Consider the following 13,484-nt stretch of genomic DNA (forward strand, 5'->3'; position numbering starts at 1 on the left):
CTAAAAGTACGAATAGTACAAGAATGGAGAAAAAGTAATTCAGGGAGTCCAACAAGAGGTACGGTTAGTAAAAGGCGCAATGGCCGCTTTGTTATACAATGAAGATACATCTACTAAGATAAATCTACTTAAACAGAGGTGTATGGATGATGAAGGAAACAGTGGCAGCTCCCATGGCTACGGCCGGCATGCTGAAACAAAAGATGAACAGTCGTTTCCGAAGAAATGGAATCGCTTACGGGCTGATTTCCGGGTTAACGTTCGGCCTTTACAGTACCGTCGTTGCCCTAGCCATGATGAAGGAGCCTTTTCTGGGGGTCATAGGAGCGTTTGCGGCGCCCATAGTGGCATCGGCGATCAATGATGCTTTGGCGGCGATCTGGCTTTTGATCTGGAACTTCAAGAAAGGGAAGATCAAAGAAATCGGCCGCAGCCTGGTAACAATACCGGGGTTGATGGTCGCAATTGCCGCGGTGTTTGGCGGCCCGATCGCCAACGGGGCCTATTTGGTTGGGATTGATATGGCTGGAGCGGCGGCTATCCCCATTTCGGCGCTTTGTCCGATGTTTGGGGCTATTTTCGCTCGAATGTTCCTGAAGCAGAAGATTGATAAACGGGTGGCCCTCGGCATGTTCATCTGTGTTATCGGGGCGGCGCTCATTTCCTATGTCAAGCCTGATGGGGGCGTGGATAATTTCACACTAGGCATTATTTTTGCTCTGGTGGCTGCACTTGGCTGGGGACTTGAAGGCGTATTTGCCACTTTCGGGATGTCCATGCTTGATTCCAATATCGCCATTACCATTCGCGAGGGCGTTTCCGGAATCGTTTACATTGCCGTGCTGATCCCTATCTTCGGCGCGACGGATCTCTTTGCTTCCGCGCTTGGCTCCGTATCGCCTATGCTCATTATCACGGCTGCGGCCCTGTTTACGGCAATCTCTTTCCTGACTTGGTATATGGCCAACAATATGGTTGGCGTTGCTGTCGGAATGTCGCTCAACATTACCTATGTGCTGTGGGGGGTTGTCTTTGCAGCTATATTCCTCGGTAATGCGTTGACTCCTACGATAATTGCCGGTGCAATTATCATTACACTTGGAGCGCTTTTAGTGTCGATGAATCCAATGGATCTGTTCAAAAAGAAGGAGGCGTAAGCAAATGCCATTGTTGCCGATCCGCTCCCGGGTGCTGCTTTTCATGTCTACTGTGCAGCAGGCAAATATTGATGATGCGATGGACGCTTTGAAAAGCGAATACGGTGGAGAACGTCAATTTACAAGAGCAAACTTTCTGGATCATATGCTGTCGTTGCAGGCAAACGGACTGATTGACGAGGTTCATTACGAGCTGGATGCTAACGGGGAATTATGTATGTACTATGCAATCAACGATGAGGGAATTCGTACGATCAATAAATATTTGCCTAAAAAGTGGACGCAAAACTATGAACAATCCATGGCGAATTAATATAAGGATTTTTTAGACGAACTATAAGAAATTTTTAAAATATAATCTATTTTGTGGTCAAAGTCCTCTTCACCGAACGGATCAATCCGGCAGGTCAGCGCGTCCGTGTTGATTAATCGGTGGAAGAGGAGTGATGAAGATCCCGTTCTCCCGTCAGGAGGACGGGATTTCTTTTTCTAAATCCAGCTACACCTTTAGGTATCCTGCGATGTCTGAGTTAATATGCTGACGATACAATAACGCATCCCAAAATCCTCAATTTCAGTGAGAAAGAATACGACAAGAGAGAGCTTAAAGAAAAAGAGCACTCGGAGAAACATCGGAAGGAAGGGCGTTACGAGGATCCGGTAGGAATACTCGTTATGATTACACCAACGTCAAGGGTTACGCTGCTTATGTATCTCTTACTAATAACATACATTTTCCTCAAAATAATGAACAAACTCTTTAATATTTTCGATTACGAAGGCCGCTTCTTCTTTTGATATCGGAGGACAAGAACTTATGATGCGAGGTAAGGATATGAGGCTGTACAGAGGAAAATATGTGGAAGAACCACCAAAGGATGAAAAATCAAGTAGGGTGGTTCTTTTTTTCTGTCGTTTTCTATGCCACATTATATATGGGGGCGATGAAGAATGTTCCAGGATTTCAAGTTCGTTAGTGACCGTCCGGTCGCGATACAAGTGAAAGAATTCGTCAAACGTTTAATTATAAAAGGGGCGCTTCAAGCGGATCAGAAGCTACCCTCCACACGTGAAATGAGTGGTCTGCTTAAGGTGAGCCGTAACACAGTCATTGCAGCCTATGAAGGCTTGGAGGATGACGGATTTACGTATGCTATTCCCGGCAAGGGCAACTATGTGGCTGCTATGGTGGGCCAGTCAGCTGTAGATAACGGAGAAGCTGACAGCTCTGCTGCCGGGCAGATCGACTGGAAGTCAAGAATGAATGAGTATGCTGTATCGGCTGTAGAGCTGGATATGATGAAACAGGGCATTCGTGCCAAAAAAGGAACCATCTCGTTCACAAGCATCGCTCCGGATGAGCAACTGTTCGATCTCGGAAATGTAAGGCGAGCCTTTATGGACCGGATGGCAATCGAAGGGCAGGTGCTGCTCAACTACGGATATGCCAAGGGCTACAAGCCGCTGATCGATTACCTGATGCATTATATGGAAAACAAGGGCGTCGATATAAGCGGCAAGGATATGCTGATTACAAGCGGGTTTACAGAAGGCTTTGACATTGTACTGTCGGCATTACGCCCTTCTGCACGCCGCGGAGCGGCAATTTGTGAAAATCCGACACATCATACAGCGATCAAAAATTTGAAGCTGCAAGGTTTTGAGATTACCGGCATTCCGATGGAGCATGACGGAATTGATGTGAAGCAGCTAGAGGCGGTACTGCAGACCAAGAGCTTTGATCTAGCCTATTTAACTCCTTCCTATCACAATCCGACAGGCATCGTCATGTCGCCGAAAAAGCGCAGCACCGTTATGAAACTAATGATGCGTTATCAGATTCCGGTGATCGAGGATGGATTCAATGAGGAGCTGCGCTACTCGGGAGCGCATGTTGCACCTTTAATAGCGACAGCAGGTCAAGGGAACGGAGTTATCTATATCGGCAGCTTCTCCAAGGTGCTGTTCCCTGGCTTGAGAGTAGGTTGGGTGCTTGGAGACCAAGAGCTGATCGACACTCTGGTAAGCATTAAGCGTGCACGCACTATTCATACATCAACAATCGATCAATCGATTTTATATCAATATTTGTTTAACGGAAATTTCGATAAGTATGTAAAAAAAGCACGTACGGAGTATAAGCGCAAATATGAGCTGACAAAGGCTTGCTGTGAAGCACATCTTCCTGATGCGCAGCTGTCTGGCGACGGGGGCTTGCATTTGTTTCTCACCTTCCCAACAGGCATAAATACGCACCAGCTGCTAGAAGCTTGCATAGAGCAAGGTGTAATTTTCACACCGGGAGACAGGTTTTTTATTCAAGAAGGCGAAGGAACGAATACATTGCGGCTTGGTTTTTCACGAGTAACGGATGAAAATATCAAGCGGGGTATTCAAATCATCGGCAAACAGGTGCGTAGCTTTCTTAAGGTATAACGATTTTAAGAAAAAGAGGTGTCATGATGAGAATTGGCGTTATTATGGGCGGTATATCCTCTGAGCGTGAGGTTTCTCTGAAAACTGGTCAAGAGATGATCAATCATTTGGATCACAGCCGCTATGAAGTGGTTCCAATTGTGATCGAGCAGCGAATGGATTTAATCTCGCAGGTCCAGCAAGCTGGCATCGATTTTGCACTTTTGGCGCTGCATGGACAATATGGCGAAGACGGCACGGTACAGGGAGCGCTGGAAACTCTGGGCATTCCGTATACAGGCAGCGGTGTTTTGGCAAGCAGTCTATGCATGAATAAGCAGCTGAGCAAGATGCTGCTTAAGACAGCGGGTGTGCATACGCCTGCTGGCCTTTGCTGGCAGGGCATGGACGATTATGATCCACAGATGGTGGAGCGTCTGGGCTACCCAGTTATTGTAAAACCGAATACAGGTGGATCAAGTATCGGCATCCAGCTTGTACAAAATGAGAAGGAGCTGCTGCCGGCTGTTCAGGAGGCTTGCAGTTTGGATCAAGCGATCTTGATTGAGCCTTATATTAAAGGACAGGAACTCACCTGCTCGATAATGGATGGCAAGGTATTGCCGATTATCGGCATTCGCTCCGCTGATTCGGAGTGGTTCGACTACAGAGCGAAATATGAGGCCGACGGCGCTGAGGAGAAAGTCATCCAGCTTCCTCCAGTTATTGAGCAGCGTGTGCACGAGGCGGCACTAGCCAGCTACCGGCTGCTGCAATGCAAGGTATATGCACGGGTTGATATAATTTTATGTCAGGATATACCTTACGTGCTGGAAGTGAACACATTGCCGGGAATGACTGCCAATAGCCTGCTTCCGAAGAGTGCGGCAGCTGCAGGTATAACCTTTACACAACTGCTGGACCATATTATTTCCAGCTCACTCCATGAGCGAAAACTGGAATGGGGGATGGTACAATATGTATAGTGAAGAGGGTACGGGGCGGTTTTTATCCTCACGCGTTAGGGATATTCGGCCCTCGGGAATTCGCGCTTTTTTTGATCTGAATGCAGCAGGCGGAGATACTATCGCCCTTGGGGTAGGAGAGCCTGATTTCGTTACACCGGAACAGGTACGTGGAGCTTGTATTCAGGCATTGCAAGAAGGGAAGACGAAATACACTTCGAATGCTGGCTTGATGGAGCTACGTGAGGAACTATCTACTTACTTTTCCAACAGCTTCGCGCTTTCCTATGATCCCGAGCAAGAAATTGTCGTGACAGTGGGAAGCAGTCAAGCCGTCGACCTAGCTCTGCGGACAGTGATCGATCCTGGTGACGAGGTACTAATTCCGGCGCCAAGCTATATTGCCTATGAACCAATTACCCATCTGCACGGTGGTAAAATTGTGGAGGTGACGACTACTGCTGAAGAGCAGTTCAAGCTGACTCCTCAAGCGCTGCAAGCGGCAATTTCGCCTCATTCGAAGGCTTTGATGATCAATTATCCGTGTAATCCGACCGGAACAGTTATGACAGAGCAGGATTGGTTGCCGATTGTTGAGCTCATTATCAAACATAATCTGGTTGTCATTTCGGATGAAGTTTATGCCGAACTGACTTATGGGAGAAAGCATGTCAGTATCGCCTCCATGCCGGGCATGAAGGAGCGTACGATTGTCATCAGCGGTTTTTCCAAAGCTTTTGCGATGACAGGCTGGCGGGTAGGCTATGCGTGCGGTCCGCGTGAGCTGATTGCCGGCATGCTGAAAATCCACCAATACACGACCATGTGTGCTCCTACTATTGCACAGATTGCTGCGCTCGAATCATTGCGTCATGGCCTGGCTGCCAAAGATGAGATGATGGCGAGCTACAATGAACGCCGCAAGTTGTTTGTGGCCGGCTTGAATGCAATCGGGCTGGCCTGTCACGAGCCTGAGGGGGCTTTCTATGCCTTCCCTTCAATTACTTCTACTGGTATGTCATCTGAGCAGTTTGCTCTTCGGCTGCTGAAGGAAGCGAAGGTTGCGGTCGTACCCGGACATGTATTCGGATCTGGCGGTGAGGGTTTTATTCGCTGCTCATATGCAACCTCGCTCGTCGATTTGGAGAAGGCGCTGGAGCGGATGGAAAGGTTTATGCAGATAATGCAGCCGGTTTGACGAAAACTGCAGCATATAGAAGAATCTAGAGAGAGCTTCAACTTTTCACTGCAGTGGGTTGAAGCTCTTTTTTTTATTTTCTAATGTGGGAATATATAAAGTTTTATATTAACGTTAACAAAAAAATAAAACCGGCACAATATATGTGCCGGTTAACCAATAATGCTAAAAAAGGATGATCCCTAAAAAAGCCATGGATACATAACAGTTATAAAAAAAGTAAACATAAGTCTATTACTTTTTTTGAATAAATTGTATGTTATATATGCGACCGCGGCGCAACTAAAGTCAACTACGTAACCAGTAATTTAATTAAAGATATGATGAAGGGAGTAGTCCTGCATGATTACACTCAGAAAAATCACGCTGGAAAACCGACGTGACATTTTTAATCTGGAAGTTTCAGAAGATCAACGCCGCTTCGTTGCGTCCAATCTGTCAAGCGTAGCTTCGTGTTATGTCCTTGCAACCAATGGTGGACATCCATTTCCGTTTGCCATTTACGCTGATGAACAACCAATCGGTTTTGTTATGATTACTTATAGAATCACCGGGTACGAACTCCCAACTATCGCAGACGATAGTTATTGCATCCTACGACTGATGATTGACAAGCAATACCAGAACAGAGGTTATGGCCGGGAAGCGATGAAAAAAATCTTGGAGTTTATCCGCACCTTCCCGGCAGGCCCTGCACAATACTGCTGGATATGTTATAAGGATGATAACGTACCTGCCAAAAGGCTCTATGAAAGCTTCGGCTTCCGTGACAACGGCGAAGTCCTAGGAGACGAGCTGATAACCGTAATGCAACTCTGATTTGCTGTCAATTATAACGTAACATCCACAAGGCTGCCGTATGTAACAATCAATCGGCAGCCTTTTGCATTAATCAATCACTATAAAACATATTTTTATTCTTTATAAAAGCCCACTTTAAACATTTGATACCATTCTTCTAATTCGTTTTCTTGCATTACCTGCAAATATTTAAGAATTTCTCTAGCAAATTCAACCGCTGATGTTCCGTTAGCAGTAATTAATCCATCTTTTGAAACAACTTGCTTTTGGATAAAGTGCTCTGAGCCTTTATAGCTTAGTGCATACTCCTCTAAATAGGCTAGCGAATTGCCTGTATGCTCCTTATCATCTAAATATCCTTTATCCGCTAAAAAAGTACACGCATCACATATTGCCGCAATTGGAATACCTTTTTTAATGCATAAATCAACAACTTGCTTTACATCATCATTCTCACTTTTCAGCCATGAAGTTCCACCCACTAAGATCAGCATATGAAAATGTATTGGAATTTCAGTAATGGAGTAGTCTGGAACAACCGTGAAACCACCCATTGATTTTATTGGATTTTTATTAACTGCCAATGTTTTAATGATGAATCCTGTTTTTGGTTTATTCAACTCAGAACATACGTAAGTACTTTCCCAATCAGCATAGTTTTCCGAAATAAACACAAGTATTTCTTTTTTCATGTTTTTAGCTTCCTTCCTTGTTTATTGATTCTAGATATAATTTTACAGGTTAAAATATGACAGCTATATGTCATCTTTATAGAAGGAAATCATTTTTTAAAATTTATTCTTCACGGTATGGCGTAGTGCTGTTGGTTTGAAAGGAGAAATACTGATCGTAACGTATTAAGAGGTTTTTTGCATAAATGATCGAAGATAGAAATGGGAACTAATTTAGAGAGATATATTAAGGCGTATGTCTTTCCTCATATTCTACAAGAGCAAGGAAGCAGAACAAGGAGTGGGGCTGTGAGTCATGATAAAGATCTTTTTATCCTCCAATAGCACATGTACAATAAAATGCCGCACGGTCGTTTTCTTTTTTGCAGGGGTATTGACGTATCGGAATAATTTTGAAGCCGCTGCCAGTGAGATTGCCCAAAAATATCAAAATGTCAAAATAGTGATGATTTTTCCCTATGGGGTGGCAAACGGCACGACGGGTTCCTCTTTAATCGGTTTGCTGGCCCGGCAACTTACTCAAGTCGGGTATGACCTGGCCCGTAACCAGTCCCGGCGGGTTACTATCGCATCGCAAATCATCCGCGAGCATGCAGTAGATGCGGATCACCTAATCCTTATCGGGCACAGCGCCGGAGGCGTTATCGCCTATCGCGCAGGACTTTATTTGGAGGAGAAGTACGGCTTTCAACGAGCTCAGGTATTTGCTGTGGGATGTCCAAAGTTTTATTTGAAGGATATTCCATACAATGACAGATTTACATATATCACTGGTCAGAATCCGGACAGGATTACCCAAATTGGCAGCTGGAGCAAACTAGGTTCTAAGGTGTATCGAGGAAAGCCGGGGCGCGAAATTCAAATGGAATTTAATCCGGATCATCTGGGATGGCGCTTTCATGCCTCGTATTTTCTGAAATCGGTCTGGACGGATTCGAACCAAGTGTTTCGTACTAATTCAGAAGACTTGGTCTCCAAAATCCATGAACTGTACCCGGGTGACTAAAATTTCATAATATTTAAATAGTTATTTTCTTAGTTTAGCTGGTATTGGGATGTGCTTAATGGACTCAATTGGGTGATATAGCAGCATCCATGGACCTGAGAAACGCATAACATCCTTAATTTTTTGACGATAATCCTGTTTGTAACAATGGATAGGGCAATTAGCACAAGCGGTTTTCTTTTCACCGAATTTGCAGAGAGATAGTCTTTTAATAGCATAATCATTTAAATCCTGGCATTCCTCGCAAAACACTTTTTGATGATGTTTTTTCTTACAATAGATACGAATCATTTTTGAAACAATTTCTTTTTCTTTTCGAATTTTAGGACCATCATTCAACTGCCGTTTTACTTCTTTTGTCATGTTTGAAAGCTCCCCTTCATTGTTTAAAAATGCACTGTACATCAACTATATCACCAAATTATTCAAGAATACTGTTATGTCTTATACATATCTAAGGCATTTTTAGTATCCGACCTCACTTTCATCCCACACCTAAAGAAGTGGGCTTTCCCGTTCAAGAAATGCTGTAATGGAAGTGAACACATTGCCTGGCTTGACGAAAAATAGCCTCCTGCCCAAAAGTGCCAAAGCTGCGGGGATTTCATTCAGTCAACTGTTGGATTTTGTAATTGAATACTCACTTAAGGAAAGAAATAAATAAATCAAAGAATAAAGCCAAGACGCGGGTGAATCTTACCACTAATCAGTCCAGGAATGCCTGATTTATTTTGGGATCAGTCAATTACTTAATTCAGGGACTTGAAGCTGGGATCTGTCGGAGGACAAAAACATACACGCATAAGAAGTCGCTGAAACCGCGGCTTTTTTTGTTTTAACGATGTAAGTTCTTGTCCCGAGCTAAGGACAAGAACTTACATCGTTAGCCGAAATGGACAAGAACTTATATTCATAGCCGATTAGATAATTGTCTAATGTTACAGCATCAGCACCGTTTCATCAACCGATAGGCTTTTCGGCAGAAGTTGTTTTAAGTGCATCATACTGTATTTATCATTGACAGTTTTTAGCAATAAGAAGATAATAATTGTAACTATGGAAGAGGGAGGGAGGACAGAAAACCAGTTTTATATGAATGGAATTTGTAAACGTAAGGATTCGGTTGTACCTCGCATATTAACCCTTTAAAGGAGTGTAGTCATGTACGATAAAATCGTAGACATTTTGTGCTCTATCAAAGAAGACCAACCGGAACTCCGCCAATCCCTGTCCCCCGAAACGGATCTGAACAACGATATAGGCCTCGATTCTCTACAAATGATCCAGTTTATGCTCAAAGTCGAGGATCAGTTGAACGTGGTCATTGACTATGACCAATTCGATTACGAACATCTCCAGTCGATCGACGCATTTATCACTTTTCTAAAAAGCTGCCATCCACAGGAGCAGCCATTGTACGAAGATGTCAAGCAATGAAGCCGGCGTGATTCCGAAAATCGTTATGGGTACCTTCGATCCCGAAACGCGTTGGAGGGATCCGGATCTCGCGCGGCTACCCGCTATGCCCGATAAGGACCGAGAATCGATTGTCCTGTGTATGGACGAGCTGCTTTTTCCATTTTGTGGGCCGGACGATATCCTCTACAGCCGCTGCAAAATCGATCCAGCGCTGTACGAGTATCTGAACGGTTTGGGCTTTTCTTTTCGGACCCGATATCACTATGATTTGAACGATGAAAGGGAGCCCCTACCCGAACCGGACGTTTTTAAGCGGTGCATGTTCAGGCTTGCGGCCGATCAAGCCCAATGTCATATACCGGCAAACAGGATGCTGCAGGCGGCCGGTTCCGGTTATCCTGAGGGTGCGGTCTTGCCGGAATCTATCTCTCCCATGAATGCCGCCAGAGATTTACGGCAAACACAATCACCGGATGAAGCGATGTTCACCTGCGCCGCAAAAAATCTGTCTCCGTACGCCGTTACGGCAGATACGGAAGCTTACCTACATGCCGCCGGACCGTTTGGTCCTTTGCCGGACCTTGAGACGGTTGTGCGTGTTAACTCCAAGATGTACTCCAACCGGCTCCTGGCTAGAATCGGTGAAAAGTGCTACGGCACGGAGGCGAACAGCGCAGCGGAAATGGAGGTGGCCGGAAATGCGCTTCTGAAGCGGGGGCCGTATCTGTTGAAAGATCCCTTCGGTGTTTCGGGCAAGGGCAACCTGCTCATAGACAGCGAAGCCATGCAGCGAAGGATAGCGGAGCACCTGTATAAACAGGAGGGAATCGGATTGCGCTCTCAATTCCTACTAGAGCCCCTGCTGCTGAAAGAGATCGACTTCAGTTCTCACTGGTTAATCGGGGAGAACGGAGAGATGGAGTTCATCTCGCTTCAGCGGATGATTAATCACCAGCAAAATTACGGCGGGTCTATCAAAGCGGATGAAGCTTTTATCCGCCAGCTGGAGAACGCCAGCTATTTCAGCGTGATGGAGAAAGCGCTCCGGCTTTTGTCGGAGGACGGCTATCACGGCTTCGTCTGCTTCGACTCCATGATGCTGGAGGACGGGGAAGTCGTATCCATTGTGGAGATTAACGCCCGCAAGTCCATGGGCCTCATTAATGCTTATCTCGATAAATGCTGGGAAACGTACGGCCTTACCAGCTGGCTTACATTCTTGTCCCTCGGTCTTCCGGAAGGCTTCGCAATCGGGAAACTGCTGCACGCTTTGCGCGTATCCGGTCTTCTGTTAACATCCCCCGGGGGGTACGGGATCGTTCCTCTCTCATCTAATACCGTAATGGTGAACGAGATTCTGACCCGTCGCCGTATCGCTGAGGGAACGCAGAACAAACGAGGCATGCCGAAGGGACGGCTGTATGTATCGGTGGTGGGCCGTGACGACGGACACCGCAGCGAACTGGTCGAAAGCCTGCGGCAGGTGCTCGCCGACTTGTCCGTTAAAGTGTACAACTAAATCTGGAACTCGGGGGCTGCGCATGAATTCATCTTCGGTTACCTTGCTAGCGTCGGGTAATTCGCTCGGCGCATACATTCCAGCTATGCATCTGCACACGTACCTGCAAGGCAGAGGTGTCGGAACAGACGTTCACGTTCTGGAGAACTTGTATCACGAAGAAGTCCGGCACAAGATCCGGTCCACCAAAAAAGCATTCCATGCGGATTTCTCCGTTGCCCGTATGGGGCATAAGCTGGCCAAGCCTGTTGACTCTTCCCTGGACGAGGAATCGGTCCAGAGGCTGCTGGAAGGCTGGAAACAGGCCGGTGTCTCCCGCTTTGCAGTGTTTACCGGCTTCTGGCTGCCGATCCTGGAGCGCTATAAGGCGGCCTCCGGCAGCCCCCTGGACATCCGGCTGATCCGGTTGGATGCGTGGGATACGCCGTCGTTCAAGGTACACAAGCAGTTGTACCCCGGCTACGACAACGTCTGGTTCTACAACCCTTCGGAGCTGTCCCCGGACGGCTACATCGCTTCGGACGAAGCGGAGCCGCTGCCCTACGCGCAGCGTTCCGGACGCATTCTGATCCATGGCGGCGGCTGGGGGATCGGGACTTATGCCGGGACGATCACAGAGCTTCGTAAGCTCGGCCACAGCCTTGATGTGATCGTCTACGATCCCTCCGAGGTGGAGGAGGACGACGGGGTTACGCGCTACTTCGGAACGGAGCCCTCCTGGGATCCGTGGAGCCGGGACGCGCAGGGGCGGCACACGTTTCCGCCTATGGTCCGTTATGTCCGTGAAGACGGCGTTCTCCAGGAGTACCCGCTCGGGGATTACTCCGCTTACACGGACCTGATGCGCAATTGCGCAGCGGTTATCAGCAAGCCGGGGGGAGCGACTCTGAACGACTCGCTGTCGTACGGAATTCCTTTTGTCATGTTGGAACCGTTCGGCGACCACGAGCTTCATAATTTAACCTATTGGGAATCCTGCGGTTTCGGTATCCGGTTTGCGGAATGGAAAGCCCGGGATTTTTCGGAAAATCATCTGGAGGGGATTTACAGACGTTTGCTGGAGCAGCGATCAAAAATCAACCATTTTGGGAGGATTACTTATGCAGCCGAAAACAGCAGTTACGTTTGACCAACTGACATTCCGTAATATGAAAAGAACCCTAGTTCCGCTGGCGGAAACGGGAAGGAAGCTCCGGGAAGATCCGACTTATGCGGCCCCCGTGCCTTATGAGATCGGGATCAAACTCAATAACGGCTGCAATCTGCGCTGCAAGCACTGCTTCGAATGGAATCCAGAAGGCTTTCATCACGGCTTTGCCAAAGAAGTGAAGAACGACGAAATTGAGATTCCCGTCGTGGAGAAGCTGCTAGCCGAAACAAGAGAACGCAAATCGCGCGTATTCCTGTGGGGCGGGGAGCCGCTGTTCTACTCCAAGTTCGATGAACTGGCGGAGCTGCTGGCCAAAGAAGACCGGTACACAACCATTTGTACGAACGCGATTCTCATCGAAAAGAAGCTGGATTCTATTCTGAAGATGTCGGAAAATCTGGTCATGCTGGTCAGCCTGGAAGGCTTCGAGAAAGAGAACGACGCGATCCGGGGCAAAGGCACCTTCAAGAAAGTGATTCATGCCATACAGTTGCTGCTGGATCTGCAAAAGCAGGGCCTGTACAAAGGCAAAGTGTCCGTAGCTCTGACCGTAAACGACCAGATGGTCGGCCAGCTTTACAGCTTTATGGAATTTTTCGAAGAAATGGGCGTTGATTCCGTTTACTTCTGCTTCCCTTGGTACATCCCTTCCGATACGGCGGAAAAAATGGACAGCTACTTCGATGCCCATTTCCCGCACCTTACCTCCCGCTTTGCGGACGACCACAAGAACAGCTGGCACTCCTTTACGTTCCACATCTCGCCGGACAATTTCGATACACTGATCGAAGAGCTTAAACGAGTCAACTCTCGGGTGTGGAATGTACGCATCCGCTATCAGCCCGCACTGGAGCCCGAAGAGGTGGAAGGGTTTATCCGGGGCAGCGAGAAGCCGGCCATGAACCGGACGAAGTGCTTTTCGATCTCGAACCGCATGGACGTCATGCCAGACGGCAAAGTGAATCCGTGCAAATTTTTCCCGGAATTCAGTGTCGGCAATTTGTACGAAGAAAGCGTGGCGGATATTTTCCACGGTGACGATCTCCGGAAACAGCGCGAGGTTCTGGCCTGCGGTCTGATGCCGATTTGCTCCAAATGCGTGCTTCTTTATAACAATGGAATTTAAGCGTTTAGACTTTATGCCGCCCAATCAGGCAAAACA

The 13,484-nt window shown here is 47.1% G+C and carries 13 protein-coding genes and 1 pseudogene; 12 read left to right on the forward strand and 2 right to left on the reverse strand.

Features of this window, described 5'->3' with window-relative positions:
* The first annotated feature begins 146 nt into the window (after positions 1-146).
* The 6 genes from B9N86_RS14060 to B9N86_RS14085 all read left to right on the forward strand — a co-directional run bounded on the left by B9N86_RS14060 (position 147) and on the right by B9N86_RS14085 (position 6,554).
* Positions 147-1,157, forward strand: a complete 1,011-nt coding sequence (locus B9N86_RS14060) for a DMT family transporter (RefSeq protein WP_244563086.1) — start codon at positions 147-149, stop codon at positions 1,155-1,157.
* A gap of 4 nt (positions 1,158-1,161) precedes the next feature.
* Complete coding sequence (locus tag B9N86_RS14065) at positions 1,162-1,470, forward strand: hypothetical protein (protein ID WP_208919827.1); 309 nt, start codon at positions 1,162-1,164, stop codon at positions 1,468-1,470.
* Positions 1,471-2,108: 638 nt separating this feature from the next.
* On the forward strand, positions 2,109-3,593 hold the full coding sequence (locus tag B9N86_RS14070; RefSeq protein WP_208919828.1) for an aminotransferase-like domain-containing protein: 1,485 nt from the start codon (positions 2,109-2,111) through the stop codon (positions 3,591-3,593).
* Between the two features lie 26 nt (positions 3,594-3,619).
* Complete coding sequence (locus B9N86_RS14075; protein ID WP_208920380.1) at positions 3,620-4,558, forward strand: D-alanine--D-alanine ligase; 939 nt, start codon at positions 3,620-3,622, stop codon at positions 4,556-4,558.
* Positions 4,551-5,735, forward strand: coding sequence for an aminotransferase class I/II-fold pyridoxal phosphate-dependent enzyme (locus tag B9N86_RS14080; protein WP_208920382.1), 1,185 nt, complete (start codon positions 4,551-4,553; stop codon positions 5,733-5,735). The genes B9N86_RS14075 and B9N86_RS14080 overlap by 8 nt, the downstream gene beginning before the upstream one ends.
* A gap of 342 nt (positions 5,736-6,077) precedes the next feature.
* Positions 6,078-6,554 (forward strand): GNAT family N-acetyltransferase, encoded by a 477-nt coding sequence (locus B9N86_RS14085; protein ID WP_208919829.1) that lies wholly within the window; start codon positions 6,078-6,080, stop codon positions 6,552-6,554.
* Positions 6,555-6,649: 95 nt separating this feature from the next.
* Here B9N86_RS14085 and B9N86_RS14090 read toward each other — a convergent pair whose 3' ends face one another.
* Positions 6,650-7,228, reverse strand: a complete 579-nt coding sequence (locus B9N86_RS14090) for a type 1 glutamine amidotransferase family protein (RefSeq protein WP_208919830.1) — start codon at positions 7,226-7,228, stop codon at positions 6,650-6,652.
* A 373-nt stretch (positions 7,229-7,601) separates the two neighbouring features.
* Between B9N86_RS14090 and B9N86_RS14095 the strand changes: the two genes are divergently transcribed.
* Positions 7,602-8,234 carry an alpha/beta hydrolase family protein gene (locus tag B9N86_RS14095; protein WP_244563087.1) on the forward strand — a complete coding sequence of 211 codons (633 nt, stop codon included), beginning with the start codon at positions 7,602-7,604 and terminating at the stop codon, positions 8,232-8,234.
* Between the two features lie 21 nt (positions 8,235-8,255).
* Here B9N86_RS14095 and B9N86_RS14100 read toward each other — a convergent pair whose 3' ends face one another.
* Positions 8,256-8,597, reverse strand: coding sequence for a nitrous oxide-stimulated promoter family protein (locus B9N86_RS14100; RefSeq protein ID WP_208919832.1), 342 nt, complete (start codon positions 8,595-8,597; stop codon positions 8,256-8,258).
* A 166-nt stretch (positions 8,598-8,763) separates the two neighbouring features.
* On the opposite strand from B9N86_RS14100, the pseudogene B9N86_RS14105 reads away from it, so the two are divergent.
* The 5 genes and pseudogenes from B9N86_RS14105 to B9N86_RS14125 all read left to right on the forward strand — a co-directional run.
* Positions 8,764-8,898 (forward strand): annotated as a pseudogene (locus B9N86_RS14105) (D-alanine--D-alanine ligase); the annotation flags it as partial.
* Positions 8,899-9,395: 497 nt separating this feature from the next.
* Positions 9,396-9,671: an acyl carrier protein gene (locus B9N86_RS14110; RefSeq protein ID WP_208919833.1), complete on the forward strand. Its 276-nt coding sequence runs from the start codon at positions 9,396-9,398 to the stop codon at positions 9,669-9,671.
* Entirely contained in the window at positions 9,658-11,172 is a 1,515-nt protein-coding gene (locus tag B9N86_RS14115; RefSeq protein WP_208919834.1) for an ATP-grasp domain-containing protein, read from the forward strand. Before B9N86_RS14110 ends, B9N86_RS14115 begins: the two co-directional genes overlap by 14 nt.
* A gap of 22 nt (positions 11,173-11,194) precedes the next feature.
* On the forward strand, positions 11,195-12,301 hold the full coding sequence (locus tag B9N86_RS14120) for a glycosyltransferase family protein (RefSeq protein ID WP_208919835.1): 1,107 nt from the start codon (positions 11,195-11,197) through the stop codon (positions 12,299-12,301).
* Complete coding sequence (locus B9N86_RS14125; protein ID WP_208919836.1) at positions 12,273-13,448, forward strand: radical SAM protein; 1,176 nt, start codon at positions 12,273-12,275, stop codon at positions 13,446-13,448. Before B9N86_RS14120 ends, B9N86_RS14125 begins: the two co-directional genes overlap by 29 nt.
* Positions 13,449-13,484: the final 36 nt, after the last annotated feature.

Source organism: Paenibacillus uliginis N3/975 (assembly GCF_900177425.1).
GTDB lineage: Bacteria > Bacillota > Bacilli > Paenibacillales > Paenibacillaceae > Paenibacillus_AQ > Paenibacillus_AQ uliginis.

Bases quoted from the DNA above. Each gene is read 5' to 3' on its own strand.
- B9N86_RS14060 (WP_244563086.1), top strand. From the start codon at position 147: ATGATGAAGGAAACAGTGGCAGCTCCCATGGCTACGGCCGGCATGCTG.
- B9N86_RS14085 (WP_208919829.1), top strand. From the start codon at position 6,078: ATGATTACACTCAGAAAAATCACGCTGGAAAACCGACGTGACATTTTT.
- B9N86_RS14120 (WP_208919835.1), top strand. From the start codon at position 11,195: ATGAATTCATCTTCGGTTACCTTGCTAGCGTCGGGTAATTCGCTCGGC.
- B9N86_RS14110 (WP_208919833.1), top strand. From the start codon at position 9,396: ATGTACGATAAAATCGTAGACATTTTGTGCTCTATCAAAGAAGACCAA.
- B9N86_RS14070 (WP_208919828.1), top strand. From the start codon at position 2,109: ATGTTCCAGGATTTCAAGTTCGTTAGTGACCGTCCGGTCGCGATACAA.
- B9N86_RS14090 (WP_208919830.1), bottom strand. From the start codon at position 7,228: ATGAAAAAAGAAATACTTGTGTTTATTTCGGAAAACTATGCTGATTGG.
- B9N86_RS14125 (WP_208919836.1), top strand. From the start codon at position 12,273: ATGCAGCCGAAAACAGCAGTTACGTTTGACCAACTGACATTCCGTAAT.
- B9N86_RS14115 (WP_208919834.1), top strand. From the start codon at position 9,658: ATGTCAAGCAATGAAGCCGGCGTGATTCCGAAAATCGTTATGGGTACC.
- B9N86_RS14075 (WP_208920380.1), top strand. From the start codon at position 3,620: ATGAGAATTGGCGTTATTATGGGCGGTATATCCTCTGAGCGTGAGGTT.
- B9N86_RS14100 (WP_208919832.1), bottom strand. From the start codon at position 8,597: ATGACAAAAGAAGTAAAACGGCAGTTGAATGATGGTCCTAAAATTCGA.
- B9N86_RS14080 (WP_208920382.1), top strand. From the start codon at position 4,551: ATGTATAGTGAAGAGGGTACGGGGCGGTTTTTATCCTCACGCGTTAGG.
- B9N86_RS14065 (WP_208919827.1), top strand. From the start codon at position 1,162: ATGCCATTGTTGCCGATCCGCTCCCGGGTGCTGCTTTTCATGTCTACT.